Origin of the sequence: Congregibacter sp. (assembly GCF_047617445.1) — a bacterium.
Taxonomy (GTDB): domain Bacteria; phylum Pseudomonadota; class Gammaproteobacteria; order Pseudomonadales; family Halieaceae; genus Congregibacter.
The window spans coordinates 19,936-44,023 of record NZ_JBLGBE010000006.1; the positions used below are offsets into that span (position 1 = coordinate 19,936).

Genomic DNA, 24,088 nt, shown 5'->3' on the forward strand with positions numbered 1-24,088 from the left:
GCTCACTCGCGCTGCTCAGCCCGTCGCATAGGCATTGCATCAATCATCGCGTAGAGCGCCTCAAGGTCGAGTCGATTTCCCCGGGCTTTTACACCGCCATCTAAACCGATAAGCAGTGCTTCGTTGAGGCCAGCATTGAGCTGACTTCGAATATTCGTCGATAGCTCATCGCCTGGCGTCTCGGGATAGTTTGTCTGCACAGTCCCGCCGTGAAGTACAAACCAAATCAATCGACGCTCGTCGAAGGCCGCTGCATTAGTAGACAGCCGTTCAAACAAGGCCTCGGGATTGTGCGGTTCGTTAAGGACCAAAATACGATGTTGCCATTGAAGGTCGCGAAGATCAGAAATCATCGTGGGCTCCTGAGCCAAAGCACGCATACAAAGCCCTGCACACAACACACTGAACAACAATTTCTTCACAGGATGTGGGCTCTCAAACAGGCATTCCAAGGTAGCATCCACGGCGCAAAATCTGCCGACAATTCCCACTCCAGGGAGCCTGGCGAGGGCTGAAAAATCACTTACCCGGCGTCAGGAAGTTTTTATAACACAGTAAAAAAGGGGTTTAGGTGAAAAACCCAGTAAATGTTTGAGAAAGAATTTGTGGCCATGGGTTATTAGGAACCGGAGACGATATGAACGCAAAACGGGCTTAAGCTTCTCGCGCTCACTGAGCGCGTTGTGCTTCCTTCAATTGCCCTATGACAGCCATGAGGTTGTTCACGTCCGGCTCGATCTCATTGATCGCCTGATAGTACTGCAGGAGCCCGGCATCCGAGCTGGGTAGCGGTACAGGCTGACCCCGCTGAACGGTGAAGGCCTGAGCCCTCACTATTAGCACGCTGGCTAGATGCCCCCCGTAATACTCCGAGATGCCACTGTCCGCCGCGAGCACTCTCGCATCGTAACGAGGCACAATCGTCCCAAAGCCGGGCGTGTGCCCAACTACGACCCGGTCTACCTCAAACTGTTGCTGCAAATTAGCAACATGTGCAGCTATCTCAGGCGACTGCGCACCCATTGATAGCCCGCGGTACCAAAGTGGCCCGTTCTCATCATCGATGATGCTTACGTCTCCGGCGGTCGGTGTCGTAAGCGCGACTCTCACCGCATCGTTCATGCTCTCGAGGGACTTATCCAGATATTCCGGACTGATACCACCATGTAAAAACAGGCTGCGATTAATGCGGATCACCGTATTGTGATTTGCTACCCAGGCACCAAATTCGCCATTGGGGTGCCAGTGTTGGCGGTGCTCCACAAAGCCTACGGGGTGCTCAGCCAACCACTTTTCTTCGAAGGCCTGATCCAGCGCTGGCCCGCCTTCCTGTTTAGAAAGGTAATCCACTACCTGCTGGTAATACCCTTCTTGCAGGTTTCGAGACTTGCGAGTCTTAAGCGCTGCGTACTCTCCCGGGTCCACGTAGCGAAGATCACCCGTCATGTTCATCACTTCGTGGTTGCCAATCAGGGCATGCACACGCCCGCCAGCTTTCTTAGCTTCAGTTTCAAGCTTCATCAAATGCCGGATAATTTTTGCCGTGTCCGGCCCGCGATCAGGCACGTCGCCAAGCTGCACCAAGTGCGTAGCCCCGCCAATCCAGCGGCCCCGCCGGTTAACCAACTCGGCCTGCTCCAGAACCTTCATATAGTTATCGTAGTCACCGTGAACATCAGCGACGGCAACCACGCGATCGACACCCTGCCAGTCCCACTGCTCTCCCAACGCGGACGCAATTGAGAACGCGCTAAGGACAAGAGCGAGACAAAAACCCTTGAGGGGCCTTACCGACAAACGGGAGGAGAAATTAAAAACCATGCTTAGCGACACTCCTCAACAATCTCCCGACGCACTTTCTTGGGGTCATCAAGTACCGAGTAGAACTTGTCCAAATACTTGGCGGTACGCTTCACAGACTTTTCGGATACATAGGTCGTATCTGCAGCGATGGCATAAATCGCCTCGCGATTGGACTGCAAAAGTGCGATCGCATTTGCAGTCGTATCTTCGGGCGCGCAATAGCCTCGATACATCCGCTGCTTTACATTGCTCTGCCCAATACCTCCTGCAGGCTCTGCGTAGGAGGTATTCACGAACCCCGTAGAATCGTAGTCGTAAGGCAAGGGATACAAAGCGCCACCCTCCTCAGCCTCAAGAAGCTTGATGTTGTGACAGCAGGTCTCGCCAGGCGCCGCAGCGATGAACGAATAGTCGGTATTGGAGACAAGGTACATAAAGAGCGCGACAAGCGCGCTTCGGTCTGGATCAAGACGGCTTTTATTCGCCGTAATCTCTTTATACACCAGCATGTCATTTTGTTTAGCCAGGCGATCCTGATGCTGGATAAAAAACCCAATCTGCTCACGGGTCTCGCCACCCTCAGAGTCTTCATAGGCAACATTGAGCATGCGGGTGTCCAGACTCAGGTCGGATAGCGTCCGGAAAATCTCGTAGGCCTGATGCTCCCGACCAATGTATTCGGCGTAACGATCAGAGTCCTTACATTGCACAACGAGCTTGAGCTTGTTCTGCTTAGCGAACAACGTCCCCTTAAGTTGGCTCTTTTTTAAATTCACCCACAGTTGGGCGTGACTGCAGATATCTTTGCGAAGGCGGAAGTTACCGCGTACCGACAGTTTCGCGTCGAGCGTAGTGGGGCCAAGCTCAGGGTCTTCGTAGCTGAGACTACCGGTGTATTCTTTCTCTTTATCACGCTCTTTATCGATCAGCTCAAAAGGCGCAGCCAGTCTTAGCTCCAGTAATTCATCGCTATCAAATAGGGGCGCGGCAAAACCGCTGGATGTGAACAGCAACCCAATGGCAGCCAGGCGTCTTAGCATCACTTCAAATCCCCTCAGACAAAATTGTTCCTACAAACGACAGCACTCATGTAAGCCAACGGCACTCAAGCAGGTGGCAACGCACGAAAACGAAACTCATCTAATTGAATGTCATCCAGGCCGATCTGATCAAATGGGTTCTCCATTTGCACCTGAACGTTGTATAGCGCAATAAGAATGAAACCGTGAAGCACGCTCAAACCATAGGTCAAAAGCAACGGAGCATCCGGCAAGTGGTAAACGATCGTGGGCGCAAAGACGAAAGGAAAAAGGAACACAAACACCAGGCAGTACGCTCGCATGCTAATGGGCGTGCCATGCATTTTTAAGCAGATGGTGTTTTCCATCCCGTCATTCACATCCTGTACAAAGCGAATAATCTTCAGCGCCAGGCTGTTGGAAATCGCCGAATCATTCCTCTTGATGAAGTGAATAATCTCGTTGACTGAGTCTTCTGCCGGACGGATATCCGCCTCTTCAGATCGCAAAGCATCAAAAAACTGCGAAGACGCTCTGTCGAGTAGCTGAGATACCTCGGTACGCTGCTCTTGACTCAGCTTCTTGCACTGCTCAAAACAGTAATGCACGGAACACAGTGACGACTTGAACTGGCTCAAAAACTTAAGCGCGTTGTCGCGACGCTTAAAGGCTTCGCGAATGGTGAAGACCAAGGGAAAAATAACCGCGATACTGAAAAGCGTGATATTCAAGTCGTAAGCAATGTTGTAACGAAAACAGACGTAGGTGACTGCGATACACACCACGCTGAGCAAAAGCGTTTTGGAATCAATGATTGCAAGGTATTTATTCATAGCGCTCATAAGCTCATAGACTCCATTGGCGTATCACTAATTGCATGGTACCGAACGAGCTGTCTTTCAAGGTCCGTTTTGAGCGTCGCAAACAACGCGAATCTGCTCGCTGGGCTTACTACAGTGAGCGAACCGGCATGGGTGCTAATCTTAAACCTCCAGGCAACACTATCAGTGTTGTCGAACAATACCCAAAACAGCATAGTGACGCCAAGTAAATCGGTATAACTGGCAATCATGATGCATTGCACTCAAACCCTTGAATCGACGCCAAGAAAACCTGCAATATCGGCCTGCTGCCACATCGCATCGCGATAGCCAAGTGCAATAAGCGTCTCGACAAAGGGCCTTGCAAACAGTAAGTACGATGCTGCCGTAGAGCCCGCACCGCTTTCGGTTCCGCCGGTGGCGCGAAGCAAAAACCGCACGCTTGGCGGCAAGGATGCGGTGTTATCCGCCGCAATCATGTCCAGCTCTTCTGATGGCGAAATCACCTGTCGGTCGATGTAACGAAGGCTCGAACCTTGCTCCAAACTCTCTTTGGGTACCAGCTCCACCAGCTTATTGATACGATCCAAGCGCTCGATATCGCTCTCGAGACTATCGATAAACGCGCTGTTAAGCAGGTGTCCAATAATCTGCGCCATGGACGGCGAATGGCTAGGCCTCGCCGGTACTGCGGACTGAGGACGCTCGCGGTTAGCACTGACACCAACGATAAAGAGTCGATCTGCGCCCAGATGCAGCGCCGGACTTAAGGGCGCCAACTGCCTGACTGCGCCATCACCAAAATATTCAAATTCGATTCGCGTAGCGGGGAACATCGTGGGAATGGCGGACGATGCCATGAGGTGGTCGGTATTGAGCAATGCTCGCCGACCGCTGCGTCTATAACGGGTCCATTCTTCGATACCGGCCTTTGCCTGATAAAAACACATGGACCGGCCGGAGTGATAACCCGTAGCTGTCACGCAAACAGCATCCAAATCACCACGTGCAATGCCGCGATCTATTTTCTCAAAATTAATAGTGCGCTTAATGAGACCCCTCAGCGGCGAGTTATCCAGCAATGCCACGGGCTTGCCAACACCCACGCCACGATTCACCAAAGAGAGCATCAAGCGACCAGCACTTCGGGCAATTGCCCCCCAGCCGCAGCGATACACCTGCTCCGGCGTCAGGTCCATCCACACAGATTCTAGCGTCTCCACAGCGTGGGCAAAGCTGCCATCGTAGGCCGCGAGAGTGACCGCATTAATTGCTCCGGCAGACGTGCCGCAGATAATCGGAAAAGGATTCGTGGCGCCCTCAGGGAGCAGCTCTGCCACAGCCTTGAGCACACCAACCTGATAAGCAGCTCGAGCACCACCGCCGGAGAGGATCAAGGCGTTTTTCATAGACTTCCTGGTAGTATTAAGGGGCCGCTAGAAAAATACGGTTTTCGTAGCTGACTCAAGATCATCGAAGGCAGGAACATACATAGGAGGTCACGCTGCCATTCTACACTCAAGTATTGACGAAACACTGAGAGTGTCGGTGCAAGCCCACATAGGCCCATAGTAAACGCTATTCTCAATACTCCGGCAGCATCGCGTCCTCGAGGCCTTGGCGCTCTAACTTGCCTTGCTGCGCGGGCCAGCGAAGAACCAAATGATGAGTCCAAGAACCGGCAACACCAAAACCAGGACCGACCAAAGAACTTTCGAGCCGGTGCCCGCACTTGACTGCACAATGCTGATGATTGCCCAAACGTTCGCAACCAATAGCAAAAGCCCGACAATCCCATTAACTTCAACACCCATTTTTATTTCCTCTTGTTTAAAGTCATACAAATCCTAAGCCGCTCAACGTTTCAGGTGAACCGACTTGCATCGCACAAGACCGACAGTTGTTCGATAAGCATTGGAGCCATTCGAGTGATGACCGTGTCAGCCGGACACTAGGTGGCGTCAGGCCTTCTTAACAAACTCCGACTTAAGCCCCATGGCGCCTACACCGGGGATCTTACAATCTATGTCATGGTCACCTTCAACCAAGCGAATATTTTTTACCTTGGTCCCCACCTTCACAACCGCCGACGAGCCCTTCACTTTTAGATCCTTGATGACCACGACGGAGTCGCCATTAGCAAGTGGGTTGCCGTTGGCGTCTATTATCACCGGCCCCACTTCTAGAGACTCGCCGTCAGCCTCTGTCGACCACTCTTCGCCACATTCGGGACAGACCCACAGGTCTCGGTCTTCGTAGGCATAGGGTGACTGACACCCGGGGCAGTTCGGTGGCATGTTTTTAATTTGACTCTTCGGTGGAGTTTCTCAAGATAACCCGCAAGGGACTACCGGGGCCAGATGGATTGATCACAGCATGCCGGGCCTGTTGTGCCTCCTCGCGCTGGACACATCACTTTGTGCCAACCAAAACATCGGGGCAGAACCCTTCAATCCATCAATAGCCGATGTCCTTGCCATCCGCTTTTGCCAAACCACTCTCATAGGCAAAGACCACCGCCTGAGCCCGATCGCGCAGGCCTAGTTTCGAAAGCATCCTCGCTGACGGTCACCAAATTCATGCCAGTGAAACAGAAAACCCGGATCTGTTCTGGGCAGCCCGGGGCGCTGGTCCTGGATTTTTTCCCGTGGTCTTGCGCTATCACCTCAATCTCCATCCCCGGCACGCGTACTCGGCCATAAAAATGCAGATCTTCCGTCAGAAGCACCTTGAGGCGGTTTATCGCCGGGCCGCAGAGATGGGTCCGGATGTCGCGCGGTCGGTGGAACTGCAGATGCTCATCACCCCCAAGGCCATGGGTATCTTTAAACCGGGCATAGAAGTCATCGCCCCGGTGCTCTCCACTAGCCGTAAAGAGGCAAAGGAGGCGGTGCGGTTTATTGATGACAGTCCCATCCGTCACCTGGCGAGTATTACCACGCCGCTAATACCGATGCGCACAAGCCACATGTCCCTGGTGGCCAACGTGACGCATTTTCCGCCCGATGTACGTTGGTGCACTGACAATATCTGGATTGATGCGCCGGTCAATAATGTGCTTCCCGGCTTAAAGCACATCGCCGACACCATGCCGCCCGCGCCCAATCATTCTCTGAGGCTTAACTGGCAGCCTGCTGCAAGTCGGCCGGATATGGCCTTCTCTTTAGAGTCCAACAACTATCTTGCCGTTTATGGCGCATGGACGCGTCCGAAGTATGATCACAAGTACGAAAACTGGGCGACCTAGTGCATAAAAAATATAGAAGAGCAGGCTTTGGGCATCCAGTTGGCGGACGAAAATCGAGGCCGCAGACCTGCGTGCTTTATGGCTGATGCAAACCTGTGAAAATTAGACGCCATGCGAGAGAAATACGATTCCCAAGGATTGTTTCGAGATCGGATGGGGCGCCACGATCGGTGCGCAGAATGAGGCTTAGCCCTCAGCGTGATAAACAGTCTCTTAGTCGCAGATAACACAAAGGACGGCTCTATTCATGCTTTCAAAAACTCTACGGTATAGCGGTTTCATTATTCTCGGCCTAGGCATTCTGACTTTCCTTGCCTGGCTGACATCAGTAGACCCCAAGTTCAACGTGGCGAGTTTCGAGAGCGAGTCCCTTACGCTAGAGCTCGCCGACCTCGACACAGCGCTAACGCTTGCGCAGTACACTGCTGCCAATGGCAACAGGGTCACCTTACTCGTGGAGGCCGTTGACGGCCCTCAAGTGACCGGCGTCAGCCTTAGGGATCTTGGCGCTGCGCAAGTCAGTGATCCATTTTCCGCGCTAGCTTCCATTGAGGAGGAACAATTAAAGACCGCATTCTCCACGGAGAAAAAACGCCATTTGATCGATATCGCAAGCCTTCTGCCTACCGGCCCCAAGGGCAAGCGGCATTTAGGTATCGGAACCAACTTTCCGGAACACGCGGCGGAGGCATCCAGTACTTCTGTTTTCAATTTTCCAAAATTCGGAGCCGCCACACCCGCCCGCACGACGGTGCCTGCGTCCCAAGACAGCCTTTTAGACTATGAGGTCGAGCTATGCATGCGCTTTGATCGGCCCATTGAGTCTTTGGCGGATTTTGATGCGGCTGTAAAAGGGGTTTTTCTCTGCGCAGACTTTACCGATCGGATTGCTCTTCTGGAACTCGCCGACGCGGACAATCTCAACTCGGGATATGGCTTTAGCGATGCAAAAAGCGGCCCCGGATTCTTTCCTACCGGCCCATTCCTTGTTATCCCAAAAGACTGGAGCACATTTGTTGCGAACATCCGCATGATGACATTCGTCAACGGTGAGGCGCGTCAGGACGCGCGGGGAAGCGAAATGATTCTTGATTTTCGCGGGCTCACAGAGAAAGTGCTCGACGACATGACGGCACGACGTTTTTACTACGATGACACCTTTTACAAGCTCGCACCCAATGAGCGTATCGACAGCGACATGACCTTGATGTCCGGCACCTCCGAAGGCGTCATCTTTACCCCCCCTGCACGGCACGATTACATCGAAATACTGCTCGCCTACCTGCTCAAGGGTGGCCCCTTAAGCCACCACAGTCTTATGGATATCGCGATCCCCGTCTTCATTGACAATGAACAGGCCTCGGGGCACTTTTTAAAACCGGGCGACACCGTGAACTATCGGGCCAGCCAGCTTGGCGACATCGTGGTGGACGTAAAGCTATAGGCTTTCGACGACTAGCATAGACGGTCGCGCCGGGCTTTTTGACTCTCAGGCGGGCACCACCGTGACAATAAAAATCCTATGGTCACGCGTCGCGCTGATTTTTCTGGGCTTGGTCATGCTGACTGCGGCCAAGGCAGTGGCACCTTCATCGTCTACTGGAAACGAAGCCTAGCCCCTAAGCGCATTCAACAGATGATTACCGTTCAGGACCTGTTCTCTACGCTACTCTCAGCCACAGATATAAACCTGACGGAGTCATCAGCAGCGCCAGCCATGGAGTTTGCCGGAGTGGACCAATGGCAGAGCGAGAGAGCTCCTCAGGGTTATAGTCGACGCCATCCCTGATCACGAGCCGAATATTTCGAGCTGTCTTGATATCGTCCAGTCGGTTGGCGCGCACCACGAAAAGATCCGTCAGCGTCCCCTTCTCGATCGAAGTCAGACGATCCTCGACGCCCAGGGCTCTGGCGCCGTTACTCGTAGCCGCCCTTCCGCGGCGGCTACCATCCGTAACTAATCGTTCATTGCCGTCGGTCAGCGAGAACACCAGAATGTGGGCATCCCTATAAAAATTCGCTCCGAGTGCATTGGGCAAGAACTCATGCCCGTGTATGCTGCGATTCGTCTGGTAAAACCAACCCATAACAGCCAAGAGATCTGATGACTGATAAACCAGCTCCGAGTACAACCGTGGAACGCGCGGGCAATGCGATCACGAGTGCAGACGCAGTGAACGCGGCAACGCCTGCAGCAGCTTCCGAGAGTGTCCCGGACAGCGCTGACTTCACAGCCAGTGAAGGCTACAAGCGTTACGTCATTTGGCTGTTGTTTGCGGTTTATGTCTTCAACTTTCTGGATCGCCAGATCTTCACCACCTTGCTCCAGCCCATAAAGCAGGAGTTTCAGTTTTCCGACACACAGATGGGACTGCTGGGTGGCCTTGCTTTCGCACTCTTCTATTCGACGCTGGGAATACCCATTGCCCGCCTGGCCGACCAGCGTAACCGCGTGAACATCATCGCCTTTTCCATTGCAGTCTGGAGCGTGGCTACGGCTGCTACGGGGTTTGCTAAATCTTTCTCTCATCTGCTCATTGCCCGGATCTGCGTGGGTATCGGTGAAGCGGGATGCAGTCCTCCCGCCTACTCCCTAATCAGCGACTACTTCGCGCCCGAGAAACGCGCCCGGGCCATGTCGATCTATTCTATGGGGATCGGCGGCGGTATTTTCCTGGGTTATCTTGTATCAGGCGTCGTCGCCGAGCAGTACGGATGGCGCGCTGCTTTTTTTGTTGTAGGAATACCGGGCGTTTTGCTGGCGCTGCTATTGAAGCTGACGCTACGGGAGCCGCCCCGCGGTTTCTCCGACAACATCAGTGTTGCGTCACAGCCGCCGCCTCTTGCAGAGGCTTTAGAGGCACTCTGGCGCCGACGCTCCTTCCGTCATCTTTCTCTCGCCGCGGCGCTGCACGCCTTTGCCGGCTACGGCGTAGGCTCGTTCGTGCCAGCGTTCCTAATCCGCTCCCACGGCATGACTGTCTCCGAAGTTGGGTTCGCGCTTTCTATGATCTCTGCCGTGGGTATCATGGGCGGTATATATCTTGGTGGCTACTTGTCTGACCGTACCGCAAGTAAACGCAATGATCAGCGTTACTACATGCTGGTCCCTGGCATTGCGACACTTCTGGCCGTACCGATTGCACTGTGTATTTACCTGCTTCCGGACAAGTTTCTCATCCTGGCTTTAATGCTGCCTTCAGGGTTGCTGGGCTACATGTATCTGGGCCCCACCTTCACCATGACCCAGAGTCTGGCCGGCATTCGTGAACGCGCCCTCGCAGGTGCTGTACTACTACTAATCATCAATCTGATTGGCCTGGGCCTGGGACCTACTTTGGCGGGCTGGCTAAGCGATATGTTCCGCATGTCCCTCACGGCAGGCGGTATGGAGGAGAGTTTCGCCACGGCTCAGGGGCTCCGCTATGCCCTTTGCGCGGTCACGCTGGTTAACGTCTGGTCCGCTTTCCATTACCTGACGGCAGCGCGCTTCCTGCGGGGTGATCTGGCCGACGTAAAAAGTGAACAAGAAGCATCCGCCGCGGCGCGGGCCATGGCCTGACCTTATCGCTTGGGACAATTTAGAACCATCTCAATAAGCGACTCTCACGCTAAGCTATTCCCCGACCAGCCTCGACGCGGCCTTCCAACACGTTTTGTCCTGTGTTCATTTCATTTGCTCCACGTGCCTTGGTAAACCCTGGCCTCTCACTTGAGCCCATGCAAAACGCTTAACAAGACAAAGCTGTTTGATACAAGTAAAATTTCGAACCAACGAAGGCCCTAATGCGGCACAATCGCTGTGAACCCCCCGGCAAAGCGCATTAGCGTTGCAGGACTATCATGAGCACTGATTACTCGAGTGACGGCTTATTACTATTTCTCAGGGACGCGACTCTCGCTGGACGGTTAACTCCTTCTGCAGCCAAAAGCCGTCGGGCCGCTGCACAAACCCTGTTTGCAGAACTCTCAGACAGCGAGTCGGCGGATTTACGCACCCTGGACATTGATGCCCTGAAATCACGGTTTCTGGATACCCAGGGGGGCCGCCTGCGTGCTGAAGTTGTCGAGTTGTACGCTGAACGTCTTCGCTGGGCGCTCGAGGACTATTTTCGTTTTGTAGCATCACCCAACCAGTTTGTGTCCTCCTCTGCTGCCGCTAGTCAGGATACCGCGCTACGCCGGGATGAACTGCTTCCAAAGACGTCGCAGGAGCGGGCGCTAGAGGCGGTGCGTCTGACTGCGCCCAGGCAGCGGTCGGATGTCATACCGATTCCGCTGAAGGCTGACCGTGTTGTCTACCTGCATGGTCTACCGGTGGACCTTACGCCGCAGGAGGCGCGTAAGATTGCACGGGTTGTTGAGGCGCTTGCCACCGAAGCGGAGGATGCGCAGTGAACCGCTGGTTGCTTGCGGCACCGCTTGTGGTATTTGGGATTGGGGGCATAGGGCTCTATGCACTTTTTATGTCCCAGGCGGATGACAATGCTTTTCGGGAGAACCTGCTACCGGAGTTGATTGGCTTCTGCCTTGAGGGATTCTTCCTCGTAGGACTCTTTACCTTTGTGCAGCAGTTGCGGGATTACTACCGCCGTCGCGAGCTGTGGCTGAGTCTGCGCAGCGCCTTAAGAGACTTTTTATCCCATCTCGATCTGGCCTTTCTGGGTCCAGAGAGGGAGCCAGCGACCTCGCGGGATCTCGAATCGCAGCCTCTAGTGGTGCGCCGCTTAACAAGCTTGCTCGACAAGGCTGAGCTCGGCATCGGGACGCTCGTTTCATTGAAACATGTCGCGATTTCCACCCTGCCACTTGCCCGTGACCTCATTAACATTGCGGCGCAGCTCAGTACACGGCACATGCGCTGCTGGATTGCCATTGTCGAGTCGATCGATCAGCTTACGGAAGCGGATACGCGGGAACAGGTCGAACGGCCATTGAACGAATTGCTGATGCGACTTACCGAGTTCGATAATCTGAAGCTGTGATGGCGTGGATGACTGGTCAGCGCATCCGCAGCTTATAGCGATATACATGGCCACTCACGGGGCGATCAATTCCAGTCAATAAAAAAACGGCCGCCCCGAGGCGACCGTTCAGCTGCCTAGCTAGTTTAGCAGCGCTACTTGCGTAGCTGTGCCTCCCTAATGCTTCGGGCTACATAAACGCGTGCATCGTCGCACTCATCGAGGTCGCCGAAGATGTCGTCGGATTTTGCCCGGCCGCCACCGTTAGCGATCATTTCCCAGTCGGATCCCAGCTCTTTAAAGTTGGGGTAGGCGTAAACGATTTTGTAGTCCAAGTCCTGATCACCACCGCCGAAGCTTGGATACCAGTGCCACATTCCCGCCTTTGACCCGTTGTCCTTTCGATAAGCGGCCCATTCGACTTCTGCCGCCCGGACGTCAGAATAACGCGTGCCTTCTTCCATCTTACAGTCACTCATCGTCATGACGGATGAACCCGGCGTTGAGTTCTTCGGCGGTGCCTGGTACATCGCAGAGCTCAGGCCAATATGTGCCCCGCACTGAATAACTTCATCGAATCCCGCAGCGATTTCGCCGCCATTCAACACATACTCGTGCGTAGAATTACCCATGGCGTTACCGTCTGAAGACGCGCCCATCCAGATCATGTCGAAATTTTGCTCACCACCGTAGTAGTAGGGCGTGAGTTGCCAGGCGGCGTAGTTACGGATTTTTTTGTCGTCCATAAAGTCGGACCATTGCGCGATAACAGCGTCCAGGTCGACCTGACTTTTACCTTCGACAAAGTTACAAACAAACATTTCAACTGGAACGATCTTGCCCATTCCTTCTTCCGTGACCTGTGCAAATGCAGCTTGTACAGCAAAAACTGAAACGGCGGCGGTAAGTACCGCTCCTTTATGCAATTTATTCATTTTCTACCCCTCGAGATCTATTATTATAAATTCGGTTTTTCGGCGTATTTTTAGGCCAACTGAATGAGTGTAATAGACGAATGGGATTTCTGCCGTTGGCAATAACGTAAGCTTGTTGAGGCTCTAACAGCGAACTTGAGTCAGGCATTTTTGGGGTGCTCGGTACGGCCCACTCCATCACGGTCAATAGCAATCACAGCGTTGATAGTGGGTCCGATTCATCTGGGGCGTGGTAGCTGCGCTCCCGCGTCTAAACAACGGCGCAGTTTGTGAAACCGCAGGCCAGGTGCAAAGTGCTGGACGCGGGAAATCAAGCGGGCGCACACTCGCGATTTCCCCCAGGTCTAAATCTGAAAATGAACAACCGCAACCGCTTCATAAAAATCGCACTGCTTGCCATCGCCCTCCTTGCGATGGCGGGCTGTAAACCTTCACAAGAGGGTATTGAAACCACCGCGAACTTCGGCGCCGCAACACCCGCGGCCATTCAGGCCGATATCGTCGCCCGCAATGGCGGCATCTATACCCTCGACCAAGAGAGGCCCTGGGTGGAGGCGCTGGCCGTCAGCGACGGCAGTATCGTCGCTTTGGGAAGCAACGAGGACATCGGACAGTGGATCGGGCCAGAGACCCGGGTCATAGACCTAAGAGATCACATGCTACTGCCCGGATTCCACGATGCGCACCTACACGCTCTGCTGGCCGGACGTACTCTGCTCGGTTGTGCGCTCAACGAGGAGAACACCGTGGAGGACCTCCTCGATACCTTCGCCGACTGCGTTAGAAACACCAAGGAAACCTGGATACAAGGTCTGGACTTTAACCTGGGCCTCTTTCCCGATGGCAATCCGCACAAAGCGCTGCTGGACGCGCTCGTGCCCGACCGGCCGGCCTACTTAATTGCCGCAGACGGGCACTCAGCCTGGGTAAATTCCCGGGCGCTGGAACTGGCCGGCATAAGCGCCGCCACACCAGACCCCCCGGGTGGCGTTATAGAGCGCGACGTTTCCAGCGGCGCACCCACCGGCACCCTCCGCGAGAGTGCGCAGTACCTGGTCAGCGCGCTATTACCTACGCCGACTCTCCAGGACGACGTGGCGGCCCTACGCGCAGCTATTGCGCACCTGAGCACCATGGGTATCACCTCCTTTATCGAGGCGCGGGTTGGCGAGAGCGCTTGGCAAGCGTTTCACGCACTGGACGACTTGGGCGAGCTGAATGCGCGGGTTACCGCCTCCCTTGGCTACGGTGCCTTTAGCGATCACCCCGACGCAGCGGACTTCGATGCGGTGCTAGCGCGGCGCAAAGACTACGCCAGCGAGTACCTGCACACCGACTCAATAAAGCTCTTCCTCGACGGGGTTCTGGAAGGAGAAACAGCCGCACTACTGAGCCCCTACCTCGGTGAAAAAGGCCAGAGCGGCACGCTGAATTTCACGCCTGAGGAGATTGAGCGTGCCGTGTCAAAATTTATCGGGATGGGTCTGCAGATTCACATGCATGCGATCGGTGATCGCGCCGTTCGCAGCGGCCTCGACGCCATCGAGGCGGCGCAGGCACTGCACGGGGACACGGATAACCGCCCGCATATCGCTCACCTGCAGCTGGTGCATCCCAACGATATCGGACGTTTTCAGGAACTGGGGGTGAGCGCAAATATCCAGGCCCTGTGGGCCTACCCCGATGTATACATTACCGAGATCAACCTGCCGGCAGTGGGACCCGAGCGAGTGCAACGCATGTACCCCTTTGGCAGCCTTGCGCGCGCCGGTGCGCGCATCGTCGGCGGGAGCGACTGGAGCGTCTCCTCTGCAAACCCACTGCTGGCCATCGAGACCGCGGTGCGACGTCAGGATGCTCTGGGCAACGAGCCCGGGGTATTGAACGCAGACGAGAGGCTTGATCTGGCAACCATGATCGCGGCCTATACCAGCAACGCTGCCTGGCTGATGCGTCAGGAAGAAAGCACAGGGCGCATTGCCGTTGGCATGCGCGCGGACCTGGTGGTGCTGGATCGGAATCTTTTCGAAATTCCCAGCGAGGACATCAGCGAGGTCCGGGTGCTGCTGACGCTGTTTGACGGCAAAGCGGTGTATGAGGCACCCGCAGCCGGAGAAGACAAGGCACCTTAAACTCCAGGCCGGGGCTGCCCTCCTAACGAGCAGGCAATGTGGTTCCCATACGCAGCGCGGCTTCTCCGTCCTCGTAGTAAGCCTCGATGCGACTGAGTTCACGAAACCCAAAGCGCTGGTAAAGAGCCTGTGTACGCCGGTCGCCGACGCGCACTTCCAGTCGCAGGCGACGATAACCCCGCTCGCAAAGATCGTCGACCAGTCGCTCCAGCAGAGCAAAGGCTAAGCCGCGCCTGCGAAAGTCGGGCGCCACAGCTAGGGAATAGAGCCGCGCCGGCCGGTCCGTGCGCACCGGAGTGAGACAGCTTAGGTAAGCAACCGCACGAGCGTCACTGTCTGCGACGAGATTCAGCGCTCTGGCCCGAGTAAGGAGATAGCGCATCTGCCGCGGTTTAATGCGGTCTGTCACAAAGCACTGCTCTTCGATGCGCAGGAGAGCGGGAGCGTCAGCGGGAACCGCCTCGCGCAGCTGCACGGCTTTCATGCTAGCGCCCGCGCGCCTCCAGGCGCCTGAGAAACTCGGCCATGATCTGCCGGTACAGTTCATCACCCAGATAGCCGTCCTCGACATCATGCTCGATACTCGGGTTATCGTTGACCTCTATTACAAAGGCAATATTGTCCTTCTGCTTGATATCTACACCGTAAAGACCGTCGCCCACCACCGCCGCCGCGGCACAGGCTGCATCGAGCACCGCTTTGGGAGTCTCAAAGGTCGGCAGCGTATCCCAACGGCCATCAACCACCTTCTGCGCACTGTGGTTATAGATCTGCCAGTGATCGCGGGCCATGTAATAGCGGCAGCTGTACAGCGGCTTGCCATTGAGTACGCCCACACGCCAGTCGTACTCCGTGTAAAGATACTCCTGGACCAGTACCAGGGCCGTTTCCCGAAGCAGACTCTCAAGGCGTTGCTGCAGAGCTAACCGGGACTCGGCTTTGAACACACCGGTGGAAAACGAGCCCTCCGGCGTCTTGATAACCACCGGGTAGGTAAACAACTCCTCCAGACGGTCCAGAGTCTCCGCCGAGCTATCCATTACCACCTCGGTTTGCAGCGAAGGCACGCCCTGGTAGTCGAAAGCGTCATGCAGGAACACCTTGTTGCAGCAACGCAGGATCGAAGTAGGATCATCCATCACCACGAGACCAGCTTTCTCTGCACGCAGCGACAAACGGTAGGTGTGGTGGTCTATCGCTGTGCCTTCCCGAATGAACAGCGCGTCGTAATTAGCTATGTTTTCCAGCTCCGCCGCCGTTACCGCTTCGGCGCGAATACCCAGAGCCGACGCCGCCCGAATAAATCGCCCTATCGCCGCCTTGTCGCTGGGTGGCAGTGCCTCCTGAGGGTTTACCAGTATGGCCATATCCCAGCGCAGATTGGCGCTCGGCACAGTCTTGCGCCAGTCTTTGCCGATAAACGCTTTCATCGCCTCTACAAAGCGCGCGTGCTGCTCCCCGTGCAGATCGGCGTAGCCGGCGCGCGCGACTTTCAGCGCGTATCTACCCTCCTCGCGCAGCAGCGTAAAACGCAGTATAGGTGCGGGATAATGACGAAACAGGCGCGACGCCAGCTTCTGCAGCGCCGGCGTAGTACTTTGGCCAAAGAATGCGAAATGGTCCTCGTTGACGACGCTCTCGTGGACGCCCTTGTAATCAGATTCCAGGAGTGGAAAGTCGTCGCTCTTCCACACCCCCGAGCGCAACTCATTCACCGTCTTGAGCGCCGGCATCGCCCGATGCCGCCGAGCCTCTGCCAGCAGCGAACAGTAGTAGCCCCGACTCAGATAATGCTCGGTGTCACAAAGGTTGATAATTCGCGCACGCGGCTCATTTTTCTTTGGGTAGTCCCGCAGATAGACGGTAAAACTGATGACATCGCTAAAGAAGTCATCGAGTGACGATGTGTCATCGTCAACAACAATCAGTGTTTGCAGCACGAAAGCACTCTCTAAGCAGGAAAGTCGGTATCACCGAGTCGTCCGAGCACGCGCAGGAAGGCGCTCACCGACGCCATGGTCGCGGTCTCGTTCATCGTATGATAGCCAGAAGTCGGTATTTGTAGGGTAGTGCCCGTAACCAGTCCATTGGACGCGGCAATGATCCGCCCCATCTCCGTAGACCCCAGTGACATGGGTGCTTGCCCCGTAGCCATGAGTTGGACGTTGCGCTCTTCAACGTAACGGTCCTTGTACTGAATCGGCAGCCCCAACTCCTCGCACACCGCCTGCAGACGAGCGGTGAGCTCGCCGTGAAACGCGGCATTCGCATCTTTGTCGCGCAGCACCAGCAGCTGCCGGGCAGCAGCCTCGTCATCGGGGAACGGACTGGTATCCACCACGATCAGCTGGTTGGTGGAGCTGCCGAAACGCCGAAACCACTGGAGGAGATAACGCCAGCTCTTGCCGATCTCTTCCTCGGCGGTGAAAAATGCGGTGCCCTGGTAGCCGCTCTCAAACAGGTACACCAGCGCGGCCGCACTTAATACGTTGTCCAGCTGTCCCGAGATCGTCGCGACATCGACGTGCAGGCGATCCAGAAACGCCACCGGCGTGCCCGCCACCAGGTGATCGAGCCCTTTGACCGAAAAAATGAGGTTGTTGCGCCGCTCACAGATCGTCGCCTTTTCGATTTGTCCGCGGCCGCGGTACACCCCGGACCAAGGTTCGTAGGCATACACCTCCTCGCCCTGAAAGCGATCAACGACCTTCCACATGAATTGCTCATCGACGGAGTTGCCCAACAGATCTGAGCGGGCGCCAGCCACGAACGCGGCATACTGGAATTCGTTCGGGCCAGTGCACACCAGCCCGTGGCGATCCACATGGGCGGAGAGAAACAGGCTGTCAGGCCGCGTGCCCTGAGCTACCAGCAGACCCTCATACCACGTGACGGTCACTCCGCGTTCCTCAAGCTCCCGCTGCAGCACACGAAAGAACGCGTGCTCGGCGCCTACCACCGATGGACTGCGCAGCAGCGTAGATAGCAGATTCAGAAACGACGGCGGTAACGTCGGGGCGAGCACGGGGACGCTCGCGGGGCGTGAAACTCTGACACTCATGGACATCGGCTTCAGTGAGATAACTTAGCGCAGTATATGGACTATCGCCGAGCGCCAGCGATAGTCTGTAATTGGTAAAAAGTCGGGCAAATGCACGATGCATCTGACAGATCAGAGATGATCAAAAAGCGTGGAGCGTCCTACGTATTAACCCGGACGTTGCCTTCGCAGCTGGTCGCTCGCATTTGCCAAAGTATCGTCTTCGAGACGCCGTGCCGCTTTTTGAATCGGGTCAAGAAAAAACACCAAAGCAGAAGTACAAAGAAGGCCAAACAGGTTTCCTAGCGCCGCTGAGAGAATCAGCTCTGCCAGACCCGAGATAAGAAAAAAGACCGCGACAAATAAGGCTACGACGATGGTCCGCTTGAGCGTGCGCTTGATTCTCAGATCTATATAAAAGCGCTGCGTGCGCAACATGTCGTAGGCAACCAATGGCTCGTAGATAATTACTGCAGACACATAAAGTCGGGGCTTTAGATACTCCACAGCGACGTTACGCTCGTCTAGATAGCCGCGCATGTAAAGAATCATGACGAGAAAAGTGGGCATCCAGATGGTGTCACGTATACCGAAGGCGATCGTGAATGCGCGCGCTCGACATCTTGATGCAGTAGCTGTGGCGATTATCCATGCGTGCACAGTCGCTGCGCATGACGCGGTCAAACATCTCAGTCTCCGCCCAGCACGCGCTCGGCCTGCGTCTCGGCCAGTTCCCGGGCCTCTGCCAGTCGGCGCCGTGCGTCCGCCGCAGCCTGCTGTGCCCGCCGCGCCGAGGATGCATCGCTGGCAAGCTGGAAACGAGCCAGCTCGTCATCGAGCTTAAGGAGCACGTCGCCGCGTTCAACGCGGTCGCCGGCATCGACCAGCAGGTGTGAGACAAATCCGGCGGTGGCGGGAGACAAGGAAGACACGCGGAGGGCCGATACGCTACCTACGAATTCGAGCTCCCGCCGTATAAGCATCTCCTGCACGATGGCTACCCGTGCGGGTGCACTTCGACGGTCCTGGGCAAGGCCTGCAGGCGCATGAATCAGGACCGCGAGCAACAACAGCGCCCCTGCCCGTCTTCGCGAGCAGTAATAAAGAAGAGTCAGCATGACGTGCAGTCATGCCCCCAATGGCGTCGCCGTGAATCACGCCACCCGACCATCCGTCTTGTTCCTTCCGGCCAGGCATGTAAAGTCGACCCCCCCGGCGCCGCTTAGGGTTGTTCATGAACGCGATCGAAACCACCATGCAGGTCCCCCAGGGCTGCTTCACATTGCAACGGCGCCCACGACGGCGCCACGAATTGCTGCGTGCCTGGGACTCGGCGGACGAGTATCTACTGCGCGAAGTGGCGGAGCGGATACAAGCGGACACGGACATGCGAGTGCTGGTGGTCAACGACAGCTTTGGTGCCCTGGCGGTTGCCCTGGCGCCCTTGGCGCCGCAGATGTGGTCGGACTCCTTTCTCAGCCAACTGGCGACGCGCGACAACCTTCTGGCCAATGGCATCGATCCGGCCGGAGTGACCCTACTGAATAGCTTGGAGCAGCCGGCCGGTCCCGTGGACCTGGTGCTGATCAGAGTGCCCAAAACTCTGGCTTTGCTAGAGGATCAGCTTATGCGGCTGCGGCCGCTGCTCACTGCGGATACCCAAGTGCTGGTGGCCAGCATGGTCAAAGCACTGCCGCGTAGCGTGTGGGCGATGCTGGAAAAACTGCTGGGGTCCACCGACACGGGCCTGGCGTGGAAGAAGGCCAAGCTGATCCAGGTGACCCCGGATCTGACGCTGACCGTGCCGGACAACCCATACCCGGTGCAGTACCGACTGGAGGGTACGGACTGGCTTATCAGCAACCATGCCAACGTGTTCTCGCGCGACAGTCTGGATATCGGAACGCGTTTCTTCCTGCAGCACCTGCCCTTGATGCAGCAGGCACATGACATCATCGACCTCGGATGTGGCAATGGCGTGGTGGGGCTGCAGGTGGCGGCGCAGCATCCACAAGCGACTGTGCATTTTGTCGATGAATCTTTCATGGCGGTGGCCTCAGCGCGGGAGAACTTCAGCCGGGCGTTCGGTCCAGAACGGGCTGCGTTTCATGTAGGCGACAGCCTGGAGGACTTCTCACCCGCGTCGGCGGACCTCGTGCTGTGCAATCCGCCTTTTCACCAGCAGCAAGCGGTAGGTGATCAGATTGCGCAGCGCATGTTCAGGCAGGCGCGAGAGGTGCTGCGGCCGGGTGGCGAGCTGTGGGTCATCGGAAACCGGCACCTGGGTTATCACCTGGCGCTAAAGCGCTTGTTCGGCAAAGTCGAGTTGATAGCCTCGAACGCCAAGTTCGTGATCCTGCGCGTCGGGCGTGATGGCGAGGATTAATCACAACAGCTAGGGCCATCGCTCAAAGTGGAATGCTCGGTCCCAAGCAGTTTCGCGACTCCAGGAAGGGTTGGACGGGCCTATGAAGCGCATGCTCAACACCGCAAACAGGATTTTCGGGTCACTCGGCGGGAACTTCGACAGATCAGTGAGCCCCGTCAACAGAATCAGCGAGAGCGTCTTCCTTTAATAGGCCGTTATCCCGGGTCACCGAGAAATCTCTGTGTTTGACTCAATGTGTTAACTAAACCATGACCCAAAACGAGTGGCAGAATGTTTTTACGCCCAAACCAGAGATATAAGAACGATAAACCCAAGCCAATCGATCCTGTAATAATTGCGCCCTTAATACCTCGATAATAATAAAACTGACCGTTAGCCAAAGCCCAGATTAGGAGAGCCTGTCCCCCTACGGAAATGACAAAGGTGGCAGCCAACAAAAAGGCAATGGCGGTACTCGTAATCGCAACATCTTCGTATTCATGGATCTGCCGTAGCCAATAAGTCGTAAGACTTAATCATACCAACGGCCTGCATCTTGCGACGACGCGTATCCAGCTTTTGTCGAGTTACCGGCGCGTCGGCGGGCGTATCAGCAAATCTTTAGGGAGAGAACTTACTGTGCAATTCACGGATTTATTTCGGCCAAAGCAGCAAGCAACGACCGCCAGGGTGCGAAGCAGCGCCTGCCGGGGTTACGTGGTGGAGTTGGATCCTGGGAAAGGAAAGTCTTCACGCATGGTCGAAAGCCCGGCAGGGCGCACGATACATTTTCGATCGCTTGATCATGTGCGGGATGCACTGCGGCGGCGGGGCGTTGAGCGCGCCACCCTGGTTCAGCATCATGCCTGCGAGGAACTCAGCGCTTTGGGTGTCTCCAGGCCAGAAGAATCAGGCGTACCTCTTTTTTAGACCCACAACTTTCTATGAGCTAGCGATTTTCAAACGCCCGCCTGTCGTACCCCGCTACCCTCGGGTGCTGCTTGCGGGGTTTGTGGATTGCGCCCAAACACTTATTGACGCCTGTCTGACTCGCGCACTTCGGTAGCTTGCATTTTTAGCTTGCCGAGCTCGCGAAAACCAAAAACAAAACCGCGTCCTCACAATCACGGCTTGTCAAGAACAATGCATCAGACAAAACCTGCACGCCTGAAAATCGGTCGCCATTGACGGTCGCCACTGGAAAGCGGAATGCAAACAATTCTCATACGCACCAATGTGGTGCACATGACCGCGACGAAAGCTGAACAACGGTGAGCCGATCATTCAGCGCCCCACGTATCATTTGCGAAACACACTCAACTGGAGAGTTCATGATGAACAACATCAATCGTCGCAAATTTTTACAGTCATCGGCCGTTGCCGGCGCGGGCCTTGTCATTGCCCGGTTCAGTCATGCGCAGGAAGTGGTGGGCGAAGAAGAGGGCATCGCGGTGGCCATGGGCTATAAGGCGGATCACACCGCCGTTGACATCACAAAGTGGCCGAAAAAAGCAGGAGCAGACGGTGCACAGCAGCAATGTACCAACTGTTCTTTGTATCAAGTTATCGATGATGAATACGGTCTGTGCCCGATTTTTGCCGGTAAGCGCGTACATGCACGTGGCTGGTGTAACGGCTGGGTAGCGTGATCCGGAGAGCGTCGTTATGAAAGCTTGTTTGCTGGGTTCCACGGGCGTCGTTGTAGAAACATCGCGCCTGCAACGATTGGCCTACAACGCGGCCTTTGAAGAACTGGGCCTTGATCTCTACTGGAATGTAGCGGCGTACTGCTCACTCCTGAAGACCCCCGGAGAAATTCGCCGTCTGGAACTCGCCTTGGGCGACGAGGCGCCAGTGGGCCTTGCAGATGAGGCTCTGGCTATGCAACGCAAGCACTTCACCCGGATTGCCGAGGGGGGGCTGCAGTTGCGGCCCGGTGTTGCGGATGTCATTGGTTTTTGCAAACGCAACGACATCCGGCTCGGCTGGGTCACTACAGAAGATTCCGCGCTCGTCGATCTTTTGTTGGAACGCACCGTGGGTATCGGCGAAGGCACTTTTGATATGGTCTTGAGCGAAGGTGACGTGAGGGCAGAAAAACCCGACCCGGCTATCTATCACCACGCCCTGAGCCGACTCGGAGAAAGACCCGCCAACGTCATTGCGGTGGAGGACACTGCGTTGGGTCAGGCAGCGGCTCTGGAAGCCGAGCTGCAGTGTTACCTGTACGGGGGAGAGTATGCGATGTTGGAAAACAACGTGTTAGCAACGCGCGATATCCATCAGACAATCACCCGGGCGCACTCGCTGTGGGGCCGCAGCGATGATCTTCCAAACGCGATGGCAATGCTCAGCAATGCCAACCTCTGATCGACTGCATGGCCGCTGCGTCTGCCGGATAAGGGCTAAGCCATGATCGTCAATGCTGTAGCCAGGATTAGAGCCAGGACGTCGGAGCAATGAGCGTGCTGTCCTGGCAGCTCGCGGCGTCGCAGCTTATGGTGGCGTTCCTGTTCGGTGGGTCGCTGCTCTACTCATCGGCCGTCGCTGCGTTTCTTTTTAAAACCCTGCCTCCCAGCGAGGCGGGGGTTTTGCTGCGCAAAGCGTTTACGCTGTTTTATCGATGGCTCATTGCCACATCTCTGATCTCAGCACTGCTGCTAGTGAGCATCGACCTTGGCAGCAGCGTTATCCTTGCGGTCATCGCTCTGATAACCGTGCCCTTACGACAACAGCTTTTGGCGCACCCAGTGTTATTGGTGAACTGGTCGCCGGCATTATCCTGGGACCCAGCCTGCTGGGCTGGCTTGAGCCCACAGAGCTGATCCGTTTACTGGCCGAGCTTGGCATCATCCTTTTGCTATTTGAGGTGGGCGTAGACACCGATCTCTCTCGCCTAGCGCAGTCGGGATGGCGCTCGGTAACTGTCGCGCTTGGTGGTTTTTTATACCCTTTGCGCTGGGCTTTGGCGTCAGCCGCTATGTGTTTGGACAGGAGTTGCTGCTCGCGCTGTTCATTGGCGGAACACTGACCGCGACAAGCATCGGGGTGACGGTACGTATCCTGCGCGATGTCGGCCGGCAGGACGGCCGGGAAGGCCAGCTTGTTCTTGGTGCCGCGGTGATAGACGACGTTCTGGGCGCACTGTTGCTGGCCTTCTTGTACGAATTTGCACAAACGGGCGACCTCAGCATTACCAATATAGGGCGGCTGGCGTTGCTCGTGGGTTTGTTTTTTGTGCTTGCACCGGTCTTGGCAAAGATACTTTCTGCATTGATCAGCCGTTTTGCCTCCAATGATGAGAGCACCGGCGTGGTCGCCACGCTTGTAGTCGCCCTGGTGATGCTCTTCGCCTGGGCAGCGCACGCGTCGGGAGCGCCCGAACTGCTTGGTGGCTTTGCCGCCGGATGAGCTCTTTCGCGTCGATTCTTTCTTCCCTTTAGCGCCGCTCTGGGTCGAGACCCTAACTTTGTCTGGTTGTTTTCCCTCAGTCTCGCCATCGTGGCCATCGCAGAAAAAATTGCCGGCGGCTTCGTATTAAAGGGACAACACTGGTTGATGAAAACAGCCGTGGGAATGGCGATGGTGCCCCGGGGTGAGGTCGGTCTTATCTTCGCCGAGCTTGGGCGTGTCGCCGGGATCTTTGATGGCCCGACCTATGCCGCTATCGTGTTGGTCATTGCCTACACGACGCTGTCTTCACCCTTTTGGATAAAAATAGTTTATCGACTTTACGGCGATCGAAAAGAGCTTGCTTAA

Annotated in this window: 25 protein-coding genes and 1 pseudogene; 12 read left to right on the plus strand and 14 right to left on the minus strand. The window is 55.7% G+C overall.

The window, feature by feature from the left end; translation table 11 throughout:
• Positions 1-2: 2 nt before the first annotated feature.
• The 7 genes from ACI9KD_RS02860 to ACI9KD_RS02890 form a co-directional block, all read right to left on the minus strand.
• Entirely contained in the window at positions 3-491 is a 489-nt protein-coding gene (locus ACI9KD_RS02860; protein ID WP_414979642.1) for a DUF4174 domain-containing protein, read from the minus strand.
• A 178-nt stretch (positions 492-669) separates the two neighbouring features.
• The gene (locus ACI9KD_RS02865; protein WP_414979643.1) at positions 670-1,821 is read right to left on the minus strand and encodes a metallophosphoesterase; all 1,152 of its coding nucleotides are present in this window, start codon (positions 1,819-1,821) and stop codon (positions 670-672) included.
• 2 nt (positions 1,822-1,823) lie between these two features.
• Positions 1,824-2,843, minus strand: coding sequence for a hypothetical protein (locus tag ACI9KD_RS02870; protein WP_414979644.1), 1,020 nt, complete (start codon positions 2,841-2,843; stop codon positions 1,824-1,826).
• Positions 2,844-2,908: 65 nt separating this feature from the next.
• A complete protein-coding gene (locus tag ACI9KD_RS02875; protein WP_414979645.1) occupies positions 2,909-3,655 on the minus strand; it encodes a hypothetical protein in 747 nt (248 codons plus the stop codon).
• Between the two features lie 251 nt (positions 3,656-3,906).
• Positions 3,907-5,052: a patatin-like phospholipase family protein gene (locus ACI9KD_RS02880; protein WP_414979646.1), complete on the minus strand. Its 1,146-nt coding sequence runs from the start codon at positions 5,050-5,052 to the stop codon at positions 3,907-3,909.
• Positions 5,053-5,268: 216 nt separating this feature from the next.
• On the minus strand, positions 5,269-5,457 hold the full coding sequence (locus ACI9KD_RS02885) for a PLDc N-terminal domain-containing protein (protein WP_414979647.1): 189 nt from the start codon (positions 5,455-5,457) through the stop codon (positions 5,269-5,271).
• Positions 5,458-5,604: 147 nt separating this feature from the next.
• The gene (locus tag ACI9KD_RS02890) at positions 5,605-5,949 is read right to left on the minus strand and encodes a zinc ribbon domain-containing protein YjdM (RefSeq protein ID WP_414979701.1); all 345 of its coding nucleotides are present in this window, start codon (positions 5,947-5,949) and stop codon (positions 5,605-5,607) included.
• A 398-nt stretch (positions 5,950-6,347) separates the two neighbouring features.
• On the opposite strand from ACI9KD_RS02890, the gene ACI9KD_RS02895 reads away from it, so the two are divergent.
• Positions 6,348-6,890: a hypothetical protein gene (locus ACI9KD_RS02895; RefSeq protein ID WP_414979648.1), complete on the plus strand. Its 543-nt coding sequence runs from the start codon at positions 6,348-6,350 to the stop codon at positions 6,888-6,890.
• Positions 6,891-7,137: 247 nt separating this feature from the next.
• Positions 7,138-8,334 (plus strand): fumarylacetoacetate hydrolase family protein, encoded by a 1,197-nt coding sequence (locus ACI9KD_RS02900; protein WP_414979649.1) that lies wholly within the window; start codon positions 7,138-7,140, stop codon positions 8,332-8,334.
• 217 nt (positions 8,335-8,551) lie between these two features.
• On the opposite strand, the gene ACI9KD_RS02905 is transcribed toward ACI9KD_RS02900, so the two are convergent.
• The gene (locus ACI9KD_RS02905) at positions 8,552-8,929 is read right to left on the minus strand and encodes an amidohydrolase family protein (RefSeq protein ID WP_414979650.1); all 378 of its coding nucleotides are present in this window, start codon (positions 8,927-8,929) and stop codon (positions 8,552-8,554) included.
• A gap of 65 nt (positions 8,930-8,994) precedes the next feature.
• On the opposite strand from ACI9KD_RS02905, the gene ACI9KD_RS02910 reads away from it, so the two are divergent.
• The 3 genes from ACI9KD_RS02910 (at position 8,995) to ACI9KD_RS02920 (ending at position 11,875) form a co-directional block, all read left to right on the plus strand.
• Positions 8,995-10,452 carry a spinster family MFS transporter gene (locus ACI9KD_RS02910; RefSeq protein ID WP_414979651.1) on the plus strand — a complete coding sequence of 486 codons (1,458 nt, stop codon included), beginning with the start codon at positions 8,995-8,997 and terminating at the stop codon, positions 10,450-10,452.
• 281 nt (positions 10,453-10,733) lie between these two features.
• Positions 10,734-11,288: a hypothetical protein gene (locus ACI9KD_RS02915; protein WP_414979652.1), complete on the plus strand. Its 555-nt coding sequence runs from the start codon at positions 10,734-10,736 to the stop codon at positions 11,286-11,288.
• Positions 11,285-11,875, plus strand: coding sequence for a hypothetical protein (locus tag ACI9KD_RS02920; RefSeq protein ID WP_414979653.1), 591 nt, complete (start codon positions 11,285-11,287; stop codon positions 11,873-11,875). The genes ACI9KD_RS02915 and ACI9KD_RS02920 overlap by 4 nt, the downstream gene beginning before the upstream one ends.
• Before the next feature lie 134 nt (positions 11,876-12,009).
• Here ACI9KD_RS02920 and ACI9KD_RS02925 read toward each other — a convergent pair whose 3' ends face one another.
• On the minus strand, positions 12,010-12,789 hold the full coding sequence (locus ACI9KD_RS02925) for a hypothetical protein (RefSeq protein WP_414979654.1): 780 nt from the start codon (positions 12,787-12,789) through the stop codon (positions 12,010-12,012).
• Positions 12,790-13,145: 356 nt separating this feature from the next.
• On the opposite strand from ACI9KD_RS02925, the gene ACI9KD_RS02930 reads away from it, so the two are divergent.
• Positions 13,146-14,921, plus strand: coding sequence for an amidohydrolase (locus tag ACI9KD_RS02930; RefSeq protein WP_414979655.1), 1,776 nt, complete (start codon positions 13,146-13,148; stop codon positions 14,919-14,921).
• Between the two features lie 22 nt (positions 14,922-14,943).
• Here ACI9KD_RS02930 and ACI9KD_RS02935 read toward each other — a convergent pair whose 3' ends face one another.
• The 5 genes from ACI9KD_RS02935 to ACI9KD_RS02955 form a co-directional block, all read right to left on the minus strand.
• On the minus strand, positions 14,944-15,405 hold the full coding sequence (locus ACI9KD_RS02935; protein WP_414979656.1) for a GNAT family N-acetyltransferase: 462 nt from the start codon (positions 15,403-15,405) through the stop codon (positions 14,944-14,946).
• Between the two features lies 1 nt (position 15,406).
• Entirely contained in the window at positions 15,407-16,861 is a 1,455-nt protein-coding gene (locus ACI9KD_RS02940; protein ID WP_414979657.1) for a RimK family protein, read from the minus strand.
• An 11-nt stretch (positions 16,862-16,872) separates the two neighbouring features.
• Positions 16,873-17,982: a peptidase M42 gene (locus ACI9KD_RS02945; protein WP_414979658.1), complete on the minus strand. Its 1,110-nt coding sequence runs from the start codon at positions 17,980-17,982 to the stop codon at positions 16,873-16,875.
• Positions 17,983-18,129: 147 nt separating this feature from the next.
• Positions 18,130-18,501 carry a hypothetical protein gene (locus ACI9KD_RS02950; protein WP_414979659.1) on the minus strand — a complete coding sequence of 124 codons (372 nt, stop codon included), beginning with the start codon at positions 18,499-18,501 and terminating at the stop codon, positions 18,130-18,132.
• Positions 18,502-18,650: 149 nt separating this feature from the next.
• Positions 18,651-19,079, minus strand: coding sequence for a biotin/lipoyl-binding protein (locus ACI9KD_RS02955; protein WP_414979660.1), 429 nt, complete (start codon positions 19,077-19,079; stop codon positions 18,651-18,653).
• A 116-nt stretch (positions 19,080-19,195) separates the two neighbouring features.
• On the opposite strand from ACI9KD_RS02955, the gene ACI9KD_RS02960 reads away from it, so the two are divergent.
• The 6 genes and pseudogenes from ACI9KD_RS02960 to ACI9KD_RS02985 all read left to right on the plus strand — a co-directional run bounded on the left by ACI9KD_RS02960 (position 19,196) and on the right by ACI9KD_RS02985 (position 24,088).
• Positions 19,196-20,347, plus strand: coding sequence for a methyltransferase (locus ACI9KD_RS02960; RefSeq protein WP_414979661.1), 1,152 nt, complete (start codon positions 19,196-19,198; stop codon positions 20,345-20,347).
• 621 nt (positions 20,348-20,968) lie between these two features.
• Positions 20,969-21,259, plus strand: a complete 291-nt coding sequence (locus tag ACI9KD_RS02965) for a DUF6482 family protein (protein WP_414979662.1) — start codon at positions 20,969-20,971, stop codon at positions 21,257-21,259.
• 401 nt (positions 21,260-21,660) lie between these two features.
• Positions 21,661-21,978 (plus strand): high-potential iron-sulfur protein, encoded by a 318-nt coding sequence (locus tag ACI9KD_RS02970; RefSeq protein WP_414979663.1) that lies wholly within the window; start codon positions 21,661-21,663, stop codon positions 21,976-21,978.
• Between the two features lie 16 nt (positions 21,979-21,994).
• Positions 21,995-22,699 carry an HAD-IA family hydrolase gene (locus ACI9KD_RS02975; RefSeq protein WP_414979664.1) on the plus strand — a complete coding sequence of 235 codons (705 nt, stop codon included), beginning with the start codon at positions 21,995-21,997 and terminating at the stop codon, positions 22,697-22,699.
• 89 nt (positions 22,700-22,788) lie between these two features.
• Complete coding sequence (locus ACI9KD_RS02980; protein ID WP_414979665.1) at positions 22,789-23,154, plus strand: DUF4149 domain-containing protein; 366 nt, start codon at positions 22,789-22,791, stop codon at positions 23,152-23,154.
• Positions 23,112-24,088, plus strand: a pseudogene (locus tag ACI9KD_RS02985) (cation:proton antiporter). Before ACI9KD_RS02980 ends, ACI9KD_RS02985 begins: the two are co-directional and overlap by 43 nt.

Excerpts from the sequence above, each read along its gene's own strand:
- ACI9KD_RS02925 (WP_414979654.1), bottom strand. The coding sequence starts at position 12,789 with ATGAATAAATTGCATAAAGGAGCGGTACTTACCGCCGCCGTTTCAGTT.
- ACI9KD_RS02930 (WP_414979655.1), top strand. The coding sequence starts at position 13,146 with ATGAACAACCGCAACCGCTTCATAAAAATCGCACTGCTTGCCATCGCC.
- ACI9KD_RS02975 (WP_414979664.1), top strand. The coding sequence starts at position 21,995 with ATGAAAGCTTGTTTGCTGGGTTCCACGGGCGTCGTTGTAGAAACATCG.
- ACI9KD_RS02955 (WP_414979660.1), bottom strand. The coding sequence starts at position 19,079 with ATGCTGACTCTTCTTTATTACTGCTCGCGAAGACGGGCAGGGGCGCTG.
- ACI9KD_RS02915 (WP_414979652.1), top strand. The coding sequence starts at position 10,734 with ATGAGCACTGATTACTCGAGTGACGGCTTATTACTATTTCTCAGGGAC.
- ACI9KD_RS02970 (WP_414979663.1), top strand. The coding sequence starts at position 21,661 with ATGATGAACAACATCAATCGTCGCAAATTTTTACAGTCATCGGCCGTT.
- ACI9KD_RS02910 (WP_414979651.1), top strand. The coding sequence starts at position 8,995 with ATGACTGATAAACCAGCTCCGAGTACAACCGTGGAACGCGCGGGCAAT.
- ACI9KD_RS02865 (WP_414979643.1), bottom strand. The coding sequence starts at position 1,821 with ATGGTTTTTAATTTCTCCTCCCGTTTGTCGGTAAGGCCCCTCAAGGGT.
- ACI9KD_RS02960 (WP_414979661.1), top strand. The coding sequence starts at position 19,196 with ATGAACGCGATCGAAACCACCATGCAGGTCCCCCAGGGCTGCTTCACA.
- ACI9KD_RS02945 (WP_414979658.1), bottom strand. The coding sequence starts at position 17,982 with ATGAGTGTCAGAGTTTCACGCCCCGCGAGCGTCCCCGTGCTCGCCCCG.
- ACI9KD_RS02870 (WP_414979644.1), bottom strand. The coding sequence starts at position 2,843 with ATGCTAAGACGCCTGGCTGCCATTGGGTTGCTGTTCACATCCAGCGGT.
- ACI9KD_RS02900 (WP_414979649.1), top strand. The coding sequence starts at position 7,138 with ATGCTTTCAAAAACTCTACGGTATAGCGGTTTCATTATTCTCGGCCTA.
- ACI9KD_RS02875 (WP_414979645.1), bottom strand. The coding sequence starts at position 3,655 with ATGAATAAATACCTTGCAATCATTGATTCCAAAACGCTTTTGCTCAGC.
- ACI9KD_RS02895 (WP_414979648.1), top strand. The coding sequence starts at position 6,348 with ATGCAGATCTTCCGTCAGAAGCACCTTGAGGCGGTTTATCGCCGGGCC.
- ACI9KD_RS02950 (WP_414979659.1), bottom strand. The coding sequence starts at position 18,501 with ATGCGCGGCTATCTAGACGAGCGTAACGTCGCTGTGGAGTATCTAAAG.
- ACI9KD_RS02935 (WP_414979656.1), bottom strand. The coding sequence starts at position 15,405 with ATGAAAGCCGTGCAGCTGCGCGAGGCGGTTCCCGCTGACGCTCCCGCT.
- ACI9KD_RS02880 (WP_414979646.1), bottom strand. The coding sequence starts at position 5,052 with ATGAAAAACGCCTTGATCCTCTCCGGCGGTGGTGCTCGAGCTGCTTAT.
- ACI9KD_RS02980 (WP_414979665.1), top strand. The coding sequence starts at position 22,789 with ATGAGCGTGCTGTCCTGGCAGCTCGCGGCGTCGCAGCTTATGGTGGCG.
- ACI9KD_RS02885 (WP_414979647.1), bottom strand. The coding sequence starts at position 5,457 with ATGGGTGTTGAAGTTAATGGGATTGTCGGGCTTTTGCTATTGGTTGCG.